Origin of the sequence: Rhodococcus sp. TAF43 (assembly GCF_052113525.1) — a bacterium.
In the GTDB taxonomy this organism is placed as follows: Bacteria; Actinomycetota; Actinomycetes; order Mycobacteriales; family Mycobacteriaceae; genus Prescottella.
Genome location: NZ_JBFRDL010000045.1, coordinates 89,647 through 110,071 on the forward strand (window position 1 = coordinate 89,647; position 20,425 = coordinate 110,071).

Sequence of the window (20,425 nt, forward strand, 5' to 3'; positions counted from 1 at the left end):
CGACCACATCGAGGAGGATCACGATGCCCCCGGTCACCGGCGCGAAACCCCGGACACTGTGTGAGGCATTCCAGTCCACCGTCGCGACCCACCCGGACGTCGTGGCGCTCCACACCCCCGACGACGGTGTCGTCATCACCTGGCGCCGGTACGGCGAGCGGGTCCGCCGGATCGCCGCCGGTCTGGCGAAACTCGGTGTCCGCCGAGGGGAGACCGTCGGCATCATGCTGACCAACCGACCCGAATCCACCTCGTCGACATCGGAGCGCTCCACGCGGGCGCAACCCCCTTCTCTGTCTACAACACGCTCGCCCCCGAGCAGCTCGAATACGTGCTGACCAACGCCGGGAACCGGGTCGTGGTCTGCGAGGAGTAGTTCCTGCCCGTCGTGCGGGAGGCGTTGCAGGGCACCGCGGTCGAAACGACCGTCTGCGTGGACGGCGCACCCGCAAGGCACCACGAGCCTGGAGGACCTCGAGGCGAACGGCGACCCGGACTTCGACTTCGAAGGAGCATGGAAAGCCGTCGGACCCAACGACGTTCTGACCGTCATCGACACCTCCGGCACCACGGGGTCACCGAAGGGCGATCGGCGTCGGACGGAGGAAGGCGCGCCTCGAATCCGACGGCGCACCACTCCCACGGAAACTACTGGTCCAGCACGCTCTAGCGGACCGGCTGGTCCTCACCACGATCAGGAAGAAACTGGGTCTCGACCGTGTCCAGATCGCGGTGACCGCGGCCGCCCCGATCTCACCCGACACCGTCGAGTTCGTCCTGGGCCTCGGTATCCCGTGCTGCGAGGCTTGGGGCCTGTCCGAAACCTGTGCCGCCGCCACGATGAACGCCCCGGACGCCTGACGAATCGATCAGACGAGGCCCGGGATCAACGCCTTGCGGTCGGTCGGGTACTCGACGAACTTGTCCCGATACCACTTGTGCGTCGCGAGGGCGCGCGGGATGAGGTTGCCGGCGGTGATGAGGAAGATGACGACGCCCGCGAGCGACCACGTCAGCAGGGCGAAGCCGGCCCATGCGATCAGTTCGCCGAGATACGCGGGGCTGGAGACGAATCGGAAGCCTCCGCCCTCCGGGATGCGATACTCCGTCGCGCCGGGGTTCTTCTTGTCCCGGAGGTTGCGGACGATGGATTCGGAGTTCACCAGCAAAGCGAACCCGCACAGGTAGACGACCAGGCCGATCAGGAACCGGGGATCGGTGAGCCACGCTGTGTCGTACTGATGCGTGTAGTCGTGGCTGAAGAACGCGCCGTTGAGGTAGCCGTGCATCGAGGTCACGATGACGCCCATCGCGATGACCGAGATGTTGAAGGTGCTGCGCTTGCCCGGCACCTGCCGGATCGACAGCGGGAAGAACCAGCCGCGATTCGCGTAGTGCAGCAGCCAGACCGCGGCGAGCACCATCGACGTGGGCTCGAACCTGTTGGGTCCGGTGAGGTAGAAGATCGCGAAGACGACGGTGGCGGGGATCTCCATCAGCCACCACCCGAGCTTCGGGTTGAGGTTGAAACCGAGGTTGGTCGAGGAGAACCTGCCGTACGAACTCTGCGCGAAGAACCCGCCGACGATGACGAACGCGGCGAACGCGAACGCACATGTGAGGACGGTGTCGTAGACGGTGTTGCCGGTGTACCAGTGCATCGAGATCCTTCGGTGGACGTGGCCGGTACAGCACGAGCACACGACGCACCCACCACGGACGAACAACGAACTGGAACGTGTTCTACCACACACCGGAGCGTTCCACGACACCTTTCTGGACATGGGTCCAGGTGGAATCGGTACAGATCAGCTCGCTGAGGCACCGAGTTCGATGACGAGCACCCCCGCGACGATGAGCGCGATCCCGAACCCCATCCGCGGCGTCAACGGGTCCTTGAAGATCGCGCGACCTAGGAGCGCCGTGAGCGCCACACCGCAGGCCGCCCAGACGCCGTACGCGACACCGACGGCCATGCCACGGTCGAGGACGACGGCGAGGAGGCCGAACGCCACCAGATAGCCGACCCCGGTGGGGATCAACCACCACCGCCGGGCGAGGCCGTCGGATGCCTTGAGGCACAAGGTACCGGTCACTTCGGCGATGATCGCCCCGACGAGCAACACCCAGGTCACGGCGTCGCCTCCAACTCCCGGCCGTCGCCGACCCTGTCCTTCTCGGCGGCCTGCGAACCGAGTTCGACGGTCAGCACGCCGACGGTGACCAGGGCGATGCCCACGCCCATGAGCGCGGTCAGTGCATCGCCGAAGAGCACGGTGGCCAGTACCGCCGTCAGGGTGATCCCGCACGCACCCCAGATCCCGTATGCGACACCGACCGCCATGTGACGCAGCACAACCGCGAGGAACGCGAAGGACGCGAGGTACCCGGTCACCACCAGGACGTACCACGCGGGGTGTTCGGTCGCGGCGCGCAACGACAACGTCGCCGCGACCTCGCACACGATCGCACCGGACAGGAGCCACCATTTCATGGCGCCACGGTATCGGTCAGTCCGGCCGCGGCCCGAAGGTGTCGAGCATGACGATGGGACCGTCGTCGACCCGCGTCTTCGCGTCGATCTCGAGCAACCCGGCGAATGCCTTTGCCGTGTACACGGGATCGAGCGGGACGCGGTACTCGGTACCGACGCGCTGCGCGGCGCGACCCTCCGCGGTGGCGTATCCGTAACCGGGACCCAGATATTCCCGCGTCACGGTCAGACCGGCCGAGCGGAGGTCGATCTCGCCCAGCTGCGCGCCGCGACGACGCAGCAGGGACTCGGCCCGACCCGCGAGGTCCCGGATCTCGGCGGCGCCCAGCGGCAGGGTGTCGTTGACGACGACCCCGACGACACCCGTGCGCAGGCCCGCCAATTGCAGACCCAGCAGCAGACCCGCCACGGTGCCACCCGATCCGACCGGCGCCACGATGTGGGCCGGTTCCGGAATGTCCCCGGCCTCGACCTGCGCAGCCAACTCCAGTGCGGCCTCGACGTATCCGAGCGCACCGATCGGGGACGAACCGCCCGGCGGCAGGTAGTACGGCAGCCGTCCGCCGCGAATGTGCCGCAGCATCAACCACGGTGCGGACGCGAACGTCCGCACCTTGTTCCGGGTGAAGTGCAGGGTCGCGCCCGAGCGCTGCAGCCGGGCCAGTTGCGCCCGCACATGGTCGTCGACGGGCTGATCGATCAGCGCGATCGCCGTTTCGATGCCGAACTCTCTGGCGTACAACGCGGTCGCCAGACCCCAGTTGGTCCCCAGCCCGCCCACCGTGATGATCCGCCGCGACTTCCGCGCCAGAACGTCGGGGATGATCCACTCCAGTTTGCGGACCTTGTTGCCGCCCCAGCCACCGGAGCCGAACGTGCTGTCGTCCTTGACCCAGATCCGGTTTCGCGTGCCCAGCCCGTCGAGCCTGCGGACCGGGGTGGGCGGTACACCGAGGGGAACATGGGGCAGCGACTCTGCGAGTTCGGGAAAGCGCTGATGCAGAAGCGGTGCCGTGGTCACGTCAGGCATCCCGCGAACCCAGCCCGACCGCGGATCGATCCGGCGAGGTAATCGAGGTCGGGCCTCGGTGGAACCGTGGGCCGGCCCCGCAGCCCGAACCCGTCCCCCACCGTCCGCGGAACGACATGCAGGTGCACGTGGAACACCTCCTGGCCGGCCACCACGCCGTCGGCGAGGAAGAAGTTCACCCCCTCCGCGGCCACCGAACTGTCTCGCAACGCTGCCGCGATCTGCTGCCCCACCTGGAACAATCGTCCTCCGTCATCGGGATCCAACTCAGCGAGATCCGCTGCGTGCTTCTTCGGCACCACGAGCAGGTGGCCGGGCGTGAACGGACGAATGTCCATGAACGCGATCGTGCGCGCGTCCTCGTACACGAGGCTCGATTCGGCCTCGCCGGCGACGATGGCGCAGAAGACGCAGTGGCTCATACTGGTTGATGTTATGTGTCGAATGCCGGAGCAACGAAGCGTTGTACCATCTGTCGCTCCATGCGCGTGTCGGCGGCGGGCCACGCGAGCAGGGTGAGCACCACGCGGACGACCCACTGCCCGCCCGCCTCGTCGGGCGCGATACCGGTGAGGGCGGTGGCCACCCGGCTCAGATCCGGCGAGGACGCCAGGTAGTCGTCGGCGTCACCGGTGCGGGTGTGGGCGAACCAGTAGGACAACGTCGCATCCGCTCGAACCGCCGCGACCAGTGCGGGCTTGCCACCGACGTAGCGATAGAGCGCTGCGCGCGAACAGCCGGCCCGTTCGGCGATGTCGTGGACCCCAACCTGATCGAACCCACGCTCGACGAACAACTCGGTCGCGGCGTCCGTGATCCGTTCGACCGCGAGCGCCCGACGGTTCCCACCCGTCAGCTAGTCGTACCGCTCCGCCACCGGTCCCCCTCCGATCATGGATCTCGATTCGCTCTCATAGCGAGTCCGCCTGGCCACGATGCTTACAACGAGCACCGCACCGGCGGCCCGCTCACCTGCACGGACATCGCACCGCTGGTGCCGACATGAGACACCGCATATGTGCAGTTCAACGCCGCATTCGGAGTAGCGCGTCGTACGTGAGGCGGCCCCGGCACGCGGTGGCGTCGGCGGTGTTGTCGGGGATCGGGTCGTCGAGCGCGAGAAGTCGGCGCRGCGCGTTGAGGACCGCGCGGTGCAGCGTCCACATTGACACCTCTTGCTTGCAGGATTGCGGGTACACCGGCACCAACAGGGCGATCGCGTTGCGCATCGGCACGATCAGCGCGCCCAGCATCTGCACGAACCCTTCCCATTCCGTGACGTCGCCCCACATCAGCACGAGGTCGCCGCGGCGGATGCRCTGTGTCATCTACAGCTGCTGGACTGCACAGACGTCACCCGATACGGGTCGACGCCGATCTAGATGCGCACACATTTCTTTCCCCAGTCCGCCTTGGTGGACGGCACCTTCCTGACCGTTGCGACGTTCTTCATCCCCAGCTGCAGTGCGCTCATCGGGCGTGATCTCGGATCGGTCGATGTAGCGCAGCGGGTTTCGCATCATCAGGTCGTAGACGGTCGCGCGGACCCACCAGTCGGGGGCATCGCCAGCCCCTGGTTATCCGTGCGACGCACTCGATACGACTGAATCCGCCAGGCCGGAGTCGAGCACGACCTGTACCGTGGCCTTGTAGTGAGCACAAACCAACTCCGCGGTACGCGCCGTGTCGCGAGCCAATGCAGCGTCGAGGATCTCTCGATGCTCGCGTTCGACATCGCGGATCGTCGCGGCAGTCGAAGGTGCAGCCCACCTGCGATAGAGCTCGGTGGAGTCGGCGAGATTAGCCGACAGTCTGATCATCGGATCGCACTCGCAGGCACCGATTATCGTCTGATGGAACCTACGATGGGCGGCTGCCCACTCCTCATTGATGTGCGCAGGGTCCGATCCGTCGCGGCGGGGGATGCGAGTCATCTGGTGATGAGCCGAGATCAGATCGGACTCCCACTGGAGACCTCCACGCTCGAGTGAGATTCGAACGGCCACAGATTCTGTGGCGCAACGTAATTCGGTGATATCGGACAGCTCCCGGATGCTCAGATCGCGGACAAAGAAGCCCCGATTGAGCTTGGCCACGACGAGATCATCTCCGGCCAGTCGGGTTAACGCTTCGCGCATGACCGTTGTACTGGTGTCGAACCGTTCGGCCAAGGCTGCCGTCGGAAGCTTCTCACCGGGCCGCCACTCGCCATCAAGGATCGCCCGGCGAACCTCATCGATGGGTCGAATCTCCGACTTGCCCTTCCCCTGGTCAGTTCCCATGCAGATAGTCTACCAATCAAGAAAAAAATATTCTTGATTGACTTGTGTACTTTTGCCTCCTACTGTGGTGACTGCAATCACATCGACGCAACGATGCCCTCCGGCCAATACGGGCCGAGGGCGTACCCGTCTCCCCGACTTCTCGGGCCCATTCACCGGAGCGTGGATCTATGTCCCAGGTTTCACCTGTTTCGAGGTCAACTGCGCCGCCGCCGGCGGCGGCCGATGACCGGAAGCACATGCGCAGAGTTCTGTTGTCGAGCTATCTCGGAAGTGCCGTCGAGTTTTACGACTTCCTCGTCTATGGCACGGCCGCCAGCCTGGTCTTCGGCCAGATCTTCTTCGCGGACCTCGACCCCGTTGTGGGGACAATCGCGTCATTCGGCACCTTGGCCGTGGGTTATGTGGCACGCCCGATCGGCGGAATCGTCTTCGGCCACTTCGGCGACAGACTCGGCCGAAAAAAGATGCTGGTGCTGACGATGTCACTCATGGGAGTCGCATCGACCCTCATCGGCTTGCTACCCACACAAGCGCAGATCGGTGTACTCGCACCGTTGTTGCTGGTGTTGTTACGCATAATCCAAGGCATCGCGGTCGGCGGCGAGTGGGGCGGCGCCACGCTCATGGCACTGGAACACTCCGATATGCGCAAGCGCGGCTTTGCCGCCGCCATCGTCAACTCCGGCGCGCCTACTGGCGCGGTACTGGCTGCAACAGTGATGGGCCTGTTCTCACTGCTGCCCGAGGACGACTTCATTTCCTGGGGCTGGCGCGTGCCGTTCCTGCTCAGTGCAGTCCTCGTGGCCATCAGCCTCTGGATCCGCCTGAGTATCTCGGAATCTCCGATGTTCAAGCACGCCCAAGACGCTACCGATCTGGAAGGAGCGAAGCCGAGCACCCTGCCGTTGATCGCCGTGCTTCGACGACCCCAGGTGGTCATCCTGGCCTCGCTGTCCGGCGCTGGAGCCTTGGCCTTCCAATCCCTCATGGCCACCTTCGGCCTGACTTACGCCACGCTCGGCGGCATTGACCGCTCCAGCGCCCTGTTCGCTGCTTCCGTTGGGGCAGTGATCAACGTGTTCACCATTCCGCTGTCCGGCGCCTTGTCGGATCGAATCGGGCGGCGGCCCGTCCTCCTGGCGGGATTTGGTACGGGCATCGTGCTCGTCTACCCCATCTTGCAGATGGTAGGCAGCGGAAATCTTGTCCTGCTGATGCTGGGGTACGTACTCGGGTACGGCTGCATCGTCGGTACCCTCTTCGGCACCTTGAGCTCGTTCATCAGCGAGCAGTTCAGCACGACCTCGCGATACACAGGCGCATCGCTGGGCTACCAACTCGCTGGAACCTTCGGCGGTTTCGCTCCGATGATCGCCGTCGCACTCCTCGACGCCACCGGTGGCACGAGCGCAACCTATGTCGCTGCATTCGTCGCCGCAGCGTTCGCCGTCAGCGCGACCGCTGTGATGCTGACGCGCGAGTCATTCCGCAAGGACATCGCGGCCTGATTTCCTGCGCTCTTCGAGCAACACCACCCACCAACAACAAAGGAAACCTCGTGCACTACGCCAGCTTCGCTGCCATCGACGGATCTCCCACGTGGGGTGTCATCGTCAACGGCACCGCCTACGACCTCGGCCCGTCCGGCCTTGCCCTCGCTCCTGACCTGAAGGCGACGATCGAGTCGGGCCTTTTCGGCCAGGTCGGGTCTCAGTACCTCACTGCTCCCTCTCGCCCAGAGTCCGAAATCGAATTCCTGCCGGCTCTGACGAATCCGTCGAAGATCTTGTGCATTGGTGTCAACTACCGAAGCCACCAGAAGGAGACGGGCCGAGCCGAGCACCGGGCTGAGCAGAAGGCACCGACTGTCTTCACGCGTTTCGCCGACACCCAGACCGGACACCTACAGCCTGCTCGTATGCCTGCTTCGACAACGAAGTTCGATTACGAGGGCGAGATGGCGTTGGTCATCGGCAAGGAGGCCTTCCACATCAACGAAGACGAGGCGTGGGACTACATCGCCGGATACGCCGCCTACAACGACTTCACTGCACGAGACTGGCAGCGCGCCACCACCCAGTGGATCCCGGGCAAGAACTTCCCCGAAACCGGTGCCTTCGGACCGTACCTGGTCCCGGCCAACGACCTGGGCGACATCAACGAGTTGACGCTCGAAACCCGCGTCAACGGTGACATCCGCCAGAAGGCATCAGTTGCCGACCTGTATTTCTCCATCCCCCAGTTGATTGCCCACATCACAGGCTTCACCCGGCTTGCGCCTGGTGATGTGATTGTCACCGGAACCCCCGGAGGAGTTGGGTTCTTCATGGAGCCGCAAGGATTGCTCTCGGACGGAGACGTCGTCGAAGTGGAGATCACCGGCCTGGGCGTCCTGCGCAACACCGTGGCGACAGAACACTGACTCGACGAGATATCGAATCACGTTCGGGTGAAAGGAAAGTAGTACAGTCGATGGATCCTGTAATTGACACTGACGTTGTTGTCATCGGGGCGGGCCCAATCGGGTTGGCGGCCGCGAATCTTCTGGCGGACTACGGTGTACGTGTACTGCTCGTGGAGAAGAACCTGAGCACAAGTGATGAACCCCGCGCGATCAGTGTTACGGACGAAACCCTCAGGGTGATGCAACAGATCGGCATCATGGACCGCCTCGGTCCAGAGATGCTGATGAATACTGGAGCGCGCTACTTCGGCCGAAAGGGCCAACTACTGGCAGAAGTCCGACCCGCGAACTCGCAACTAGGGCATCCGGGAAAATCCCAGTTCGACCAGCCAGTCATGGAGTCCTTGCTCCTCGACGCTGCCCGTGGTCGTGACAGTGTTGAGGTGCTATTCGAGACCGAGGCGTTCTCGGTGAAGGATCACGGCACCCATGTGGAGACGACCGTCCTGGGTCCGAACGGTAAAGCGACGGTGCGTTCTGCCTGGCTTATCGCGTGTGACGGTGGGCGTAGCCCGATTCGCACTCAGCTCGGCATAGCGATGGAGGGCTCCACACAGGTCGAGAAGTGGATCGTCATCGATGTGATCAACACCAACGCGCGGGAGAAGTTCGCCGAGTTCTACTGCAACGGAGTCAGACCCAGCGTCGTCGTTCCCGGCGTCAAGGGACGGTGCCGATTCGAGTTCATGCTCCTGCCCGGCGAGACTGCCGAACAGATGACCACACCGTCGTCAGTCGCCGCGTTGGTGGCACCGTACCTGTCTCAGCCGGTCCGTCCTGAGGACATTCGACGAGCATCGGTCTACGTCGCACACCAACGCGTCGCTCTGCAATACCAGCACGGCCGCATCCTCTTGGCCGGCGACGCCGCACACATGATGCCGCCGTTCGCCGGGCAGGGACTCAACGCCGGCATTCGCGACGCCGCCAACCTCGCATGGAAGGTCGCCTCATCCGTGCACGGTGCGGGGACCGACGAGTTGGTCTCGACCTATCAGACCGAGCGTCGACCGCATGCCGCGGACATGGTGAAGCTCTCCCACCGAATCGGGCAGATCGTGATGAGCACAGACCGGAAGGTGACCTTCCTGCGTGATCTGATCATCACCGCCGCCGGAGCAGTTCCGTCGGTGCAGTCCTGGATCGCTTCAATGAAATTCCTCAAGCGTCCCCGCTTCACTGAGGGCTGCATCGTTCCACCGGCGACGGGCCTCCCCACAGCAGTCGCGGATATCGTCGGCAGTGCACTGCCCCAACCGACAGTGCGGTCGTCCGACGGAAGTGCAGTACCGCTGGACGAAGTGATGGGAAGAGGATGGTGTTCGCTCGGCTTCGGCGGCGCATCCAGCGCCATCGAGGTCACACCCCTCGGCGGGGCCGCCTCGTCTCGCGTGGTTGTCCACGATGACACAGGCATCTTCAAGGAGCTCGTACGCGACCGGTACACCGTGCTCGTTCGACCCGACAGGTACGTCGCAGCCGTCGTCCAGGCCGGGCGAGAAGACGAGGTCTTCACCACCCTCGATGGACTCGTTCCGTCGCTGAGGCCGATCTGGCAGTCGAATCATCAAGCACCCCTGACCGCCTCGGCATCGAATAGAAAGTGAAGGAATTCGAACCATGTCCTTGGCACTTTGCACCTTGTCTCACTCGCCGCTGTACGGGATCAACGACCCCGGATCGGAGACCCTCGAGGCTGTGAACTCGGCATTCGACACTGCCCGTCGATTCGTCGAGGATTTCGATCCCGAGCTGACCGTCGTCTTCGGTCCGGACCACTTCAACGGGGTCTTCTACGACATGATGCCGGCATTCTGCATTGGGTCCGGAGCACGAGCGGTCGGCGATTGGGGCACTAGTCCAGGTGCACTCACGGTTGATCGTGGTGCTGCCCGAGACCTCGCCATAGCGGTCCTGAACGATGGCCTCGACGCCGCTCAGTCCGAAGAGATGCTCGTCGACCACGGCATTTCCCAGCCTCTCGAGTTCTTGTTCGGCAAGGGGTACGGCCACCCGGTAGTTCCGATCTTCGTCAATGCTGTTGGACTGCCGCTAGGACCGATGCAGCGTGTCCGCCTGCTCGGCGAGTCGATCGGGCGTGAACTGTCGTCGTGGAACAAGCGGATACTCGTCGTCGGATCCGGCGGGCTGTCCCACGATCCGCCCATTCCCCGGTTGGAGGAGGCCTCCCCGGACGTCGTGGCACGGTTGATCGACGGCCGGAATCCGTCGCCGCAACTACGCGCCGAACGCGAATTGCGTGTTATCGAGGCCGGGAAAGCGTTCGCGGCGGGGAACACCACCTATCAGGAGATCAACCCCGACTTTGACGCTGCAGTGATGAACACCCTCGCTTCCGGTGTCCTCGGTGGGGTCGACGACTGGTCCAACGAGTGGATGGAAAAGGAGGGCGGACATTCCGCCCATGAGATCCGTACGTGGGTAGCGGCATTCAGTGCGCTGGCTGCCAGCGGGCCGTACACCGTGACCAATCGCTGGTACTGGCCAGTGAAGGAATGGATGACCGGTTTCGGCATCATGACCGCAGTACAGGAGAACTGAAGATGCACCTCGCATCGGACAGCACTGTCCCAGACATCGAAACACGATTGGCCATCCAAGCGCTCACCGCCGAACACGCGTATCGCCTCGACCACGGATCGGCGGACACGCTGCATGAGTTGTACTCGCACGACGGCGAGCTGATCGGATTACCACCCCGCGATCTCATCGGGAATGCTGCGATCGCCCAGTGGGGTGAACAACGCGCTCGAATGACGCGGACGGCGAGACACATCGAAACGAATCATCGGCTCGAATGGCGAGACGGCATCCTGCACGGCACCCTCTACGCAACCGTCTATCGCAGCGACAGCCCCGATACAACCAACACATCCCCGTTCATGGTCGGAGACTACGACGACGAGTACGTGCTCGATGACGGACGGTGGAAGATCCGTCGCCGCATCATCCGCCGGGGATTCCGTGTTGCCGCCTCGCGGTCCGTCAGCGGTGCTGCGCAGTGACCGGGGAACGTGGCGGCAACTCCCCCTCGGGTGCCCAAGCGTTCAAGCTTGACGAAATGGTCCTCAACGAGGTCCGTCCAGGCTTCTCCCGTAGCGGCATCCGCTCCGACGGCGCTGTGACAACGGTCAACTGGTTCGAGCCCGGCTATACGACCGTTGGGCCACACTCACATCCTTTCGACCAGCTCAGCTATGTCGCGGTGGGTGCGATGCGCTTCTACGTCGGCGACGACGTGTTCGAACTGCACGCTCCGGCGGTCCTGCACATCCCACGCGACGTCCCTCACTGCGCCGAACCGATCGGCACCGAGCGAGCACTGAACATCGACGTATTTGCCCCCGTCCGCGACGACTACCTTCCACTGTGCGAACACAAAGGAATCACCGAATGAGAGCCGTACGTTCCCGCCAGCCAGGCGGCCCCGAAACGCTACATGTCGAACAACTACCCGATCCACAGATCAGTGACGGCCAGCTGATCATCGACATTGTCGGTGCTGGGCTGAACCGGGCCGACTCGCTACAGCGCCGCGGCCGATACAACCTGCCTGACGACGCATCCGACATCTTCGGTATGGAGATCTCAGGAAGGGTGAGCGACGTCGCCGACGACGTCAGCAGCTTCGCAGTCGGCGACGAGGTGGTTGCGCTCCTGGCCTCAGGCGGCTACGCGGAGAAGGTCGCCGTCGACGCCCGACATGTACTGCCGCGCCCCGCCGGCGTACCCCTGCTCGATTCGGCAGGCATCCCGGAAGTCGCAGCAACTGTGGTTGCCAACATCTTCATGACGGGTCGATTCCAGCAAGGGCAGACCGTACTCATCCACGGCGCCACCGGCGGCATTGGTTTCTTCGGCATCCAACTGGTCAAGGCGCTGGGAGGAACAGTTGCCGTCACCGCGTCAACCTCCGCAAAGCTCCACGCCGCCGAAGAACTCGGCGCCGACATCCTTATCAACTACACCACAGAAGACTTCGCGGAACGGATGATGGCACATGGCGGCGCCGACATTATCCTCGATACCGTTGCAGGCCCCTATCTACAACGCAACATCGAAGCCCTGCGGCCATTCGGACGGGTAGTGACGATCGGTATGCAGGGCGGCCGGACAGGCGAACTGGACTTCAGCCTCCTGCTGAAGAAGAAAGCCACCGTCACTGGAACGCTCCTACGGGACCGGTCTGCAGAACAGAAGGCTGAGATCATGGCCGAAACCCGACGGATCGTCTGGCCACTGTTCGAGAACGGCCAGATTCGCACCACGACCGATCACGTGTTCCCGCTCTCGGAAGTCGCTGCGGCACACTCATACTTCGACAGCAAAGGACACCTCGGCAAAGTCCTCCTCGACTGCAGGAGCTGACGCRGCCACCGACGGCACAATCGCATCGCTAGGTGCAGTTCCGGCAAGCCGGGGCGGCCTCCAGCCCGTGTATCTGGTGGAGATCTCTCCTGCACGAAGTGCTTGGGCGAATGCCGATAGACGTCATCGACGTCAACGTCCGAGATAGGCAGGTCACCAACCGACCGATCTGGCTGTACTGCCCAGGCAGGTTGGTTGAACGATTGCGACGACACGCTGTAGCCGGTCGTTGAACGAAGAAGGTCTCCTGTCGCGGATGTGGAGCTGCTTAGACACCCACTCACCGACAGGAGACCTTCGTGGTCCACGCTAACGCACCACTGACCCCACGCGGGCGACTGCTGCTCGCCCGCCGCATCGTCGACGAGGGCTGGCCCATCAGCACGGCCGCGGAACACTTCAACGTGTCCTGGCCGACCGCCAAGAGATGGGCGGGCCGCTATCAGGAGATGGGCGAGGCCGGCATGGTCGACCGATCCAGCCGGCCGCACCGGAGCCCGAATCGCACTCCGGAACCGACCAAACGCAAGATCGTCGATCTGCGGTGGCGACGCCGACTGTCCCCGCAAGCGATCGCGTCGCGGCTGGACATGCCGGCCTCGACCGTGCACGCCGTCCTGGTCTGCTGCCGACTCAATCGCCTGTCCCACATCGACATCCGCACCGGCGAAGTGATCCGCCGCTACGAACACCCGTATCCGGGTTCGATGATCCACGTCGACGTCAAGAAACTCGGCAACATCCCCAACGGTGGTGACTGTCGCTACGTCGGGCGTTCTCAGGGCTGCAAGAACCGCAAGGCCACTCCCGGAACCGAACGCCAACTCGACCGATCTGTGGAAGCGGAGATTAGTAGCGGCCCAGACGAATTCGAACCGATACCCGGCGTCCCGCTCAACGGACAACCACCTTCTCGGCCACGGACGCCTACCCTAGTGTGACGGGCACCACAGGCAGGTCAAGCCCCGAGGACACAGGAGTTCTGGATGAGCGCTCGCGTACCCGTCACACCGATCGACGCCGCGGAGATCGGCACCTACGACCACGAAACCGACGTCCTGATCGTCGGCTACGGCTGCGCCGGCGCGTCGGCCGCGCTCGAGGCCGTCGAGTCCGGGGCCGAGGTGATCCTGCTCGAGCGGCAGAGCGGTGGCGGTGGGTCGTCGGCGCTGTCCGGCGGCGAGATGTACCTCGGCGGCGGCACCCCGATCCAGGAGGCGTGCGGATTCGTCGACACCGCCGACGACATGGAGAAGTTCCTCCTCGCCGCGCTCGGCCCGGACGCCGACCAGGAGAAGGTGGGCCTCTACAGCCGCGAGAGCGTCGGGCACTACCAGTGGCTCGTCGATCACGGCGTGCCGTTCAAGCCGTCGCTGTGGGACTCCCCCACCTGGGTGCCGCCCACCGACGACGGTCTGATGTGGATGGGCGAGAACGCCTATCCGTTCTACGAGATCGCCAAGCCCGCCCCGCGTGGTCACCGCGTCACCTCCGACGGCTTCGGCGGCAAGGTCCTGATGGCGGTGCTGAGCGAGGCCGTCGGTAAGAGCGACATCGCGGTGCACGCCGACACCACCGCACTGCGGCTKATCCTCGACGGTGACCGCGTGGTCGGCGTCGTGGCCCGGCACTTCAACGAGACCGTGACGTACCGGGCCCGCCGCGGCGTGATCATCACGACCGGCGGCTTCGCGGACAACAAGGAGATGCTCGCCCAGCACGCGCCGCAACTGGTGGGCCTGGGCGTCAACAGCGACGGCGGCGACGACGGCCGCGGCATCGTCATGGCCCAGGCCGTGGGCGCGGCCGTCAAGCACATGTCCGCCGGCCAGGTCGGTATCTCGCTGGTGCCGGGAATGATGGTGCGCGGCATGATCGTCAACGGCGTGGGCCAGCGGTTCATCAACGAGGACGTCTACCCCGGCCTGGTCGGCCAGGCGGCGCTGTTCAAGCACAACCTGAAGGTGTGGGTGATCCTCGACGAGCAGGCGTACGAGGAGGTCCCGGTCGACGAACGCTGGGGCGTGCAGCCGCACTTCGTCGCCGAAACACTCGAGGAACTCGAACGCGAGATCGGGATGCCCGAGGGCGCGCTGTGCAGCACCGTGGGCGAGTACAACCGCTTCGCCGCCGACGGCGAGGACCCCTACTTCCACAAGTCCGCCCGGTGGCTGCGGCCGCTGCAGTCGCCGTTCGCCGCGATCGACGTCCAGCGCGGCATGGCCCCGCCGGAGTACGGCGACGGCGGGACCGGCGGGGGCGGCGCCGAGGTGTTCACGATCGGCGGCCTGCGGACCACCGTCGACGGCCGCGTCCTAGACCTCGACGGCGACCCGATCCCCGGACTCTTCGCGGCCGGCCGCGCCACGTCGGGCCTGCACTCGTGGGGCTACATCAGCGGCACCTCGCTCGGCGACGGCACGTTCTTCGGCCGCCGCTCCGGCATCGCCGCTTCCGCGGGCGAGTAGCGCCGCATACCGGCCGCCGAGCACGCGCAACTCCTCGTGGGTGCCGCGCTCGGAGGCGTGGCCGTGGTCGAGCACCACGATCTGGTCGGCGTCCCGGATCGTGGAGAGCCGGTGCGCGATCGTGATCGTGGTGCGGCCGCGGCTGACGACGTCGAGCGCGGTCTGTACGGCCCGCTCGGTCTCGTTGTCGAGCGCGCTGGTGGCCTCGTCGAGCACCAGAATCCGAGGGTCCCGCAACAGGGTTCGCGCGATCGCGATGCGTTGCTTCTCGCCGCCGGAGAACCGGTGGCCACGGGCGCCGACGACGGTGTCGTAGCCGTCGGGCAGCGACTCGATCAGCTCGTGCACCTGAGCCGCCCGTGCTGCGGACTCGATCTCGGCGTCGCTCGCCTCCGGCCTCGCGTGCCGCAGGTTCTCCCGGATCGTCGCGTGCAGCAGGTACGTCTCCTGCGAGACGACACCGACCAGTTCGGACAGTTCCGCGAGCGAGATGTCGCGCAGGTCGACGCCGTCGATGGTCACCCGGCCGGACGTCGGATCGTGCAGCCGCGCCACCAGCGATGCCAGAGTGGTCTTGCCCGAACCGGTTTCACCGACCAGTGCGAGCGACGATCCGGCCGGTACATCGATGGCGATGCCGGTGAGTGCGTCGCGGTCGGCGTTCTCGTAGCGGAAGCCGACGTCCTCGAACCGCACGCCGCCGTCGACCTTCTCGCACGGCATCGGCACCGGTTTCGCCGGGTCGTCGATCTCGACGGGCAGGTCGAGGTACTGGAAGATCCGGCTGAACAGCGCGAGCGAACTCGTCACGGACACACCGACGTCGAGCAGGCCCATCAGCGGGCGGAAGAGCGTCGTCTGCAGTCCGGTGAAGGCGACCAGGGTGCCGATCGTCATGCCGCCGGACGTCGCCGGCAGCCCCGCGGCCAGGTACAGCAGCGCGGGGATCGCCGAGAAGATGATGCTCATCGTCGCCATCCGCCAGCGTCCGGACAGCTGCGAGCGGACCTCGAGATCCACCAGCCGGTGCGAGGTGTCGGTGAAGCGGTCGGACATCGCCGGGCCGGCGCCGAGCGTCTTGCCCAGCTGYACACCGCTGATCGACAAGCTCTCCTCGATCTGGGTCTGCATGTCGGCGAGCGCGCGCTGGCGCTGCGCGGTGATCTCGCGGCGCATCAGCGCGACCTTGCGGGTGAGCCAGATCGCCGGCGGCAGCACGATCAGCGACAGCAGTGACAGCCGCCAGCTGAGGACCGCCATCGCGATCGCGGTGCCGACGACCGTGGTGACGTTGGAGGCGATCGAGGTCGCGGTCGACGTGACGACGGTCTGCATGCCGCCGATGTCGTTGGTGAGCCGGGACTGGATCTCGCCGCCACGGGTGCGGGTGAAGAAGCCAAGCGACTGCCGCTGCAGATGGGTGAACACGCGGGTGCGCAGGTTGTGCATGATCCGCTGGCCGACCGTCGTCGAGATCCAGGTCTGGATCACGCCCAGCACCGAGCCCGCGACCGTGATCGCGAGCATGCCGAGCACGGCCCACACCAGCAGACTGACGTTCTGTTCCGGGATCGCGCGGTCGATCACCTCGCGGACCAGGAACGGGTTGGCGAGCGAGATCGTGGACGACACCACGATCAGCGCCATCACCACGGCGATCTGCCAGCGGTACGGCGCGAACAGGGAGCCGATCCGGCGCAGACTCACGGGGGAATCCTCGAGCTGGGCGCGGTCGGCGGGATCGATCTTGCGGGAACGCATGGGACCCCCACCGGGTCCACCGAATGGTGGGCTTGTCATCTAACCACCCCTCTCAGAAGTCGGGGCAAGCCTTTACTGAGGTTGCCTCAACATGAGGTGACTGTCAAGTGAGGTAAGCTCCGAAACCATGACCGAGGCATCGTCCGAACAGCTCCGCGACCTCGTGATGTCCACGTCCCGCGCCCTGCGGCGCAAGTGGTTCACCGCGCTAGAACCATGGGAGCTCTCTCCCCACGAGTTCCGCGCGCTGCGCGTGATCGGCACCGAGTCCGACGGCCGCCCCCGCCTCGGCGACGTCGCGAAGGCGCTGCGCATCGCGCCCCGGTCGGCCACCGAGGTGGTCGACCGGCTGCAGAAGCGCGAGCTCGTCGAGCGCGTCTCCGACGGCGGCGACCGGCGCGCGGTGTGCGTCCAGCTCACCGACACCGGCCGCAAGCTGATCGCCGAAATGTCGGACGCCCGCGACGCCCAGGCCGCCGACTTCTTCGCCCCGCTCGACGCCGACGACCGCGCGCAGCTGCGCCGCATCCTCGGCAAGCTCACCGCCGGCGACGGCTGACCCCGCGCGCGCCCCGCGAACCCCTGAACGGGAGTTCACGGCACGATTCGAGCGCGACGGCGTGTGCTGAACTCCCGTTCAGGGGTTGGGGCGGGCCGCGAACTCGGCCGGGTCGAACGTGAACACGAAGTAGTCGCGCCCGTCGAACACGAACGTCGCCGCCTCGGTCATCCCGTAATGCCGGTGCACCGCAAGCGACTTCGCGTTCGCCGCCTCGACGAAGGCGACGCCGAGATCGAAGCGGTCCCGAAGCTCACGACTGAGCGCGGTGAGCAGCATCGTCAACACCCCGCGCCCCTGGAAGCCCGGGTCCACGGCCGCCGGCCCGTACAGGAACAAGCGGCCGTCCCCGTCCCCCAGCGCATCCAGCGCCAAGCGCGGCGGACCCGAGGCGACCGCGCCGGGCTCCGACGTCATCGCGAACCCGGCGAGTCGGCCGGTCTCCTCGGCGATGAAGACGCCGGTGCCCTCCTGGAACCGGGTGAGGACATCGGCGTCCATGCGCCCCTGGATGAAGCCGCGCTCGGCGCGCTCCTGGGCGGACAGGCCGTCACCGCGCGAGGCCGCCATCAGCGCGAGGATCGCCTCCCGGTCCTGCGGCCCGGATCGTCGCATGGTGATCGCCATACTCCGATTATGGGACGCAGCCCTCGGGAGCAACCTGTCGACTCTGTGACCGGCACTCCGCTCTGCCACCGCGTCGCGGCAGTCACCTGTCACACCCGATCAATCCTGTCTCGTCTACCGGTCCGGGCAGGTGTCCACCGCGAATTCCCCGACCACCTTCTCTGTGATGCTGCTCCGGACCGGACCTGGGATCCGGTCTGCAAACTTCTTCAGATAGGCGTCGACCCACTCGCTCCGCTCCGCCAGGAACGGAAAATCGGAGCCGACCATACTGCGCACCGCCAGAATGGGAAGCGGCGCGTCCAGTGCCGGGAACGCCTTGTTCCGTAGCCCGGACGTGGTGCATCCCGGATAGAACTGGCCGAGCATGAGTCCTTCCTGGACGAACTTGGACTTACCTTCGCGTTGCGCCTCCTCGATCAGCGAGTAGTCCGAGACATCGGCGAACACGAGGAGCACGGCCTTCAGGAGCGCATCGTCGCCGTCAACCGGCGGCAACTCGCGAAAAGCAGCGAACATCTCGTCCACCGCCTCGGTCATCTGCTGAACACCGACGTCGCAGCCATCGATGAATCCGACCCACAACAGTCCTCGCGAGATCGACGGATTGGTGAACGGGCAGACCGGACCCGATCTGCCGAGATCCGGATGCGGTCGGATCAGGTAGTCGCAAACCCAACTACGCAGCACCTCGGAGCACCGATGCTCGGAGCCCACGACCGCGTCCTCTCCGAACAACTTCTCGAGCCGAATCGCGGTCATTTGTCCTCCTACCCGATTCGCATCGCACCACCATCCGACGCGCAAAGGCGCCGACGAGAGGAAGGGACCGGTGGCGCTCCGCGCCATACGCAAAAGCATGCTTTCCGGGTCGACTGCGGTGCGTCCGCACCTGGCGATCAGGCGAAAGACCGACTAGAGACACTGCTTCGGCGAGTGCCGTGAACAGCTGCAGTCCTGAGGAACCCTCTCGGCGAATCGCTGTCCTCCAATGGGACTGCCGGGTCCGGGGCAGCCAAGGGCATCGAGCACGACCTGTACATCCATTCGGCCCGCTCGACACCACGGTAGTCCGCGCCGAAGAGTCGGGCAACGGGTGCACGGTTTGTGTAGTGCTGCGCATTACTCGGGTGCCCCCCGCTCTCGGTCGACCAGATTCAAGTGCCGGTTGAGGAGGGGGCCCACGACCGAAAGGCCCTGCGGGCTCGTCATTTGCTCGTGACGCGTAGGGATTCGGTACTCGCGTACTTCACCGATGATGTACTTTCTCCAGCCCGCTGCTCCGGCCTCACGGTCGAGACCGTGATCGTCGTCCGAGTCTGTCGCCGCGCTGAAGTACGCGACCACGGTACCTTCGAGGGTCGACGGCCGATGCGCGAGAGCGCCATGGACGAGGTCCTGGTACTCCCGGTAGAGGGTGTCGAGGTGATCAGGAGTCAGTGATGCAAAGAGTCCCCCCTTCGCACGCAGCAGCCGTGCGGCCTGCTCGGTCGTCATGTCCGATTCCCCCTCGTCGGCCAACTCCACCCCACCGAACTCGGCGACCAACCTTGCAGCCGTGGGCATCTCACCGTCGGTCTCGGCTCCGGACGGCGCGCGGCTGTCCATCATGGCAAGGGTGAGCACGTCGTCACCTTCTCGACGAAGTTGGACCGCCATCGCGTGCGCAATCTGCCCGCCCACCGAGTAGCCGAGCAGGTGATAAGGACCGTGTGGCTGCACAGACCGGATCTCCCGGACGTAGCGGTGGGCAAGGTCGTCGAGCGATCCGAAACGTACATCGGGATCGGTCAGCGCGGGGGAATTGATTCCGTAGATCGGTCGGTCGTCGTCGACGTGCTGCACCAGGCCGCTGTAACACCAGGCGAGCCCGATGGCGGGATGTATGCAGAAGAGCGGATTCCGACTGCCCGTGGCACGCAGCGGGAGTAGCACCTCGACCACTGAACCGGCGCCGTCGTTCTCGACGGTCTCGGCCTCGCGCGTCTCGATCCGGTGTGCCAGCGACTCGGGCGTCGAATGTGTGAAGATCCACTCGACCGGTACCTCCGTGGAGGTCGATTCCCGCAGTCGCGCAGCCACCCCCGTGGCCGTCAACGAGTTGCCGCCGAGGGCGAAGAAGTTGTCGTCTGCACYGACCCTCGCCACACCGAGTTCGACCGCGAAGGCAGCCGCCACAGCCGATTCGACGCCCGCTTTCGGTGCCCGGTACTCTGCTCGGCCCGCAGCAAAATCCGGCGCCGGCAAAGCCGCACGATCAAGCTTGCCATTCGGCGTCAGCGGCACGGCCTCGACCACCACCACCGCCGCCGGAACCATGTGCGGAGCCAACCGCTCCCCCGCAAACG

20 protein-coding genes and 3 pseudogenes are annotated in these 20,425 nt (G+C 65.2%); 11 read left to right on the forward strand and 12 right to left on the reverse strand.

Annotated features, from left to right (window positions below; translation table 11 throughout):
* Positions 1-23 precede the first annotated feature (23 nt).
* Positions 24-846: pseudogene (locus AB4Z09_RS22615) on the forward strand (AMP-binding protein); the annotation flags it as partial.
* Between the two features lie 23 nt (positions 847-869).
* Here AB4Z09_RS22615 and AB4Z09_RS22620 read toward each other — a convergent pair.
* The 8 genes from AB4Z09_RS22620 to AB4Z09_RS22655 all read right to left on the reverse strand — a co-directional run bounded on the left by AB4Z09_RS22620 (position 870) and on the right by AB4Z09_RS22655 (position 5,806).
* Positions 870-1,661, reverse strand: coding sequence for a 3-oxo-5-alpha-steroid 4-dehydrogenase (locus AB4Z09_RS22620; protein ID WP_442240709.1), 792 nt, complete (start codon positions 1,659-1,661; stop codon positions 870-872).
* A gap of 147 nt (positions 1,662-1,808) precedes the next feature.
* Positions 1,809-2,135, reverse strand: coding sequence for a DMT family transporter (locus tag AB4Z09_RS22625; protein ID WP_114720633.1), 327 nt, complete (start codon positions 2,133-2,135; stop codon positions 1,809-1,811).
* Positions 2,132-2,494, reverse strand: coding sequence for a DMT family transporter (locus AB4Z09_RS22630; RefSeq protein WP_442240710.1), 363 nt, complete (start codon positions 2,492-2,494; stop codon positions 2,132-2,134). Before AB4Z09_RS22630 ends, AB4Z09_RS22625 begins: the two co-directional genes overlap by 4 nt.
* A 16-nt stretch (positions 2,495-2,510) precedes the next feature.
* Positions 2,511-3,524, reverse strand: coding sequence for a 1-aminocyclopropane-1-carboxylate deaminase/D-cysteine desulfhydrase (locus tag AB4Z09_RS22635; RefSeq protein ID WP_114720628.1), 1,014 nt, complete (start codon positions 3,522-3,524; stop codon positions 2,511-2,513).
* Complete coding sequence (locus AB4Z09_RS22640) at positions 3,512-3,946, reverse strand: HIT family protein (RefSeq protein WP_114720979.1); 435 nt, start codon at positions 3,944-3,946, stop codon at positions 3,512-3,514. The genes AB4Z09_RS22635 and AB4Z09_RS22640 overlap by 13 nt, the downstream gene beginning before the upstream one ends.
* Positions 3,947-3,957: 11 nt before the next feature.
* Positions 3,958-4,380, reverse strand: coding sequence for a helix-turn-helix domain-containing protein (locus tag AB4Z09_RS22645; protein ID WP_254622943.1), 423 nt, complete (start codon positions 4,378-4,380; stop codon positions 3,958-3,960).
* Positions 4,381-4,549: 169 nt separating this feature from the next.
* A complete protein-coding gene (locus tag AB4Z09_RS22650; protein ID WP_442240711.1) occupies positions 4,550-4,852 on the reverse strand; it encodes a hypothetical protein in 303 nt (100 codons plus the stop codon).
* A 249-nt stretch (positions 4,853-5,101) separates the two neighbouring features.
* Positions 5,102-5,806, reverse strand: a complete 705-nt coding sequence (locus AB4Z09_RS22655; protein ID WP_174908277.1) for a GntR family transcriptional regulator — start codon at positions 5,804-5,806, stop codon at positions 5,102-5,104.
* A 239-nt stretch (positions 5,807-6,045) separates the two neighbouring features.
* Here AB4Z09_RS22655 and AB4Z09_RS22660 point away from each other — a divergent pair, with 239 nt between their 5' ends.
* From AB4Z09_RS22660 to AB4Z09_RS22700, 9 genes and pseudogenes are all read left to right on the forward strand, one after another.
* The gene (locus AB4Z09_RS22660; protein WP_442240712.1) at positions 6,046-7,317 is read left to right on the forward strand and encodes an MFS transporter; all 1,272 of its coding nucleotides are present in this window, start codon (positions 6,046-6,048) and stop codon (positions 7,315-7,317) included.
* Between the two features lie 50 nt (positions 7,318-7,367).
* Positions 7,368-8,231, forward strand: a complete 864-nt coding sequence (locus AB4Z09_RS22665; RefSeq protein WP_174908274.1) for a fumarylacetoacetate hydrolase family protein — start codon at positions 7,368-7,370, stop codon at positions 8,229-8,231.
* Between the two features lie 11 nt (positions 8,232-8,242).
* Complete coding sequence (locus AB4Z09_RS22670) at positions 8,243-9,880, forward strand: FAD-dependent monooxygenase (RefSeq protein WP_442240717.1); 1,638 nt, start codon at positions 8,243-8,245, stop codon at positions 9,878-9,880.
* 13 nt (positions 9,881-9,893) lie between these two features.
* Positions 9,894-10,835 (forward strand): 3-carboxyethylcatechol 2,3-dioxygenase, encoded by a 942-nt coding sequence (locus AB4Z09_RS22675; protein ID WP_174908270.1) that lies wholly within the window; start codon positions 9,894-9,896, stop codon positions 10,833-10,835.
* Positions 10,836-10,837: 2 nt separating this feature from the next.
* On the forward strand, positions 10,838-11,299 hold the full coding sequence (locus AB4Z09_RS22680) for a nuclear transport factor 2 family protein (protein ID WP_174908268.1): 462 nt from the start codon (positions 10,838-10,840) through the stop codon (positions 11,297-11,299).
* Positions 11,296-11,691 (forward strand): cupin domain-containing protein, encoded by a 396-nt coding sequence (locus AB4Z09_RS22685; RefSeq protein ID WP_442240713.1) that lies wholly within the window; start codon positions 11,296-11,298, stop codon positions 11,689-11,691. Before AB4Z09_RS22680 ends, AB4Z09_RS22685 begins: the two co-directional genes overlap by 4 nt.
* Positions 11,688-12,662, forward strand: coding sequence for an NAD(P)H-quinone oxidoreductase (locus AB4Z09_RS22690; protein WP_174908266.1), 975 nt, complete (start codon positions 11,688-11,690; stop codon positions 12,660-12,662). The genes AB4Z09_RS22685 and AB4Z09_RS22690 overlap by 4 nt, the downstream gene beginning before the upstream one ends.
* 299 nt (positions 12,663-12,961) lie before the next feature.
* A pseudogene (locus tag AB4Z09_RS22695) lies at positions 12,962-13,492 on the forward strand (leucine zipper domain-containing protein); the annotation flags it as partial.
* Positions 13,493-13,648: 156 nt separating this feature from the next.
* Positions 13,649-15,058, forward strand: a pseudogene (locus tag AB4Z09_RS22700) (FAD-dependent oxidoreductase); the annotation flags it as partial.
* Here AB4Z09_RS22700 and AB4Z09_RS22705 read toward each other — a convergent pair.
* The gene (locus tag AB4Z09_RS22705; protein ID WP_442240714.1) at positions 14,978-16,891 is read right to left on the reverse strand and encodes an ABC transporter ATP-binding protein; all 1,914 of its coding nucleotides are present in this window, start codon (positions 16,889-16,891) and stop codon (positions 14,978-14,980) included. The pseudogene AB4Z09_RS22700 and the gene AB4Z09_RS22705 overlap by 81 nt on opposite strands.
* A 127-nt stretch (positions 16,892-17,018) precedes the next feature.
* Between AB4Z09_RS22705 and AB4Z09_RS22710 the strand changes: the two genes are divergently transcribed.
* Complete coding sequence (locus tag AB4Z09_RS22710; RefSeq protein WP_114720622.1) at positions 17,019-17,450, forward strand: MarR family winged helix-turn-helix transcriptional regulator; 432 nt, start codon at positions 17,019-17,021, stop codon at positions 17,448-17,450.
* Between the two features lie 78 nt (positions 17,451-17,528).
* Here AB4Z09_RS22710 and AB4Z09_RS22715 read toward each other — a convergent pair whose 3' ends face one another.
* From AB4Z09_RS22715 to AB4Z09_RS22725, 3 genes are all read right to left on the reverse strand, one after another.
* A complete protein-coding gene (locus tag AB4Z09_RS22715; protein ID WP_174908260.1) occupies positions 17,529-18,077 on the reverse strand; it encodes a GNAT family N-acetyltransferase in 549 nt (182 codons plus the stop codon).
* A gap of 114 nt (positions 18,078-18,191) precedes the next feature.
* Positions 18,192-18,839, reverse strand: a complete 648-nt coding sequence (locus AB4Z09_RS22720; RefSeq protein ID WP_174908259.1) for a DUF6875 domain-containing protein — start codon at positions 18,837-18,839, stop codon at positions 18,192-18,194.
* Positions 18,840-19,199: 360 nt separating this feature from the next.
* The coding region (locus AB4Z09_RS22725; RefSeq protein WP_442240715.1) for a thioesterase domain-containing protein at positions 19,200-20,425 on the reverse strand (1,226 nt) is incomplete at its 5' end.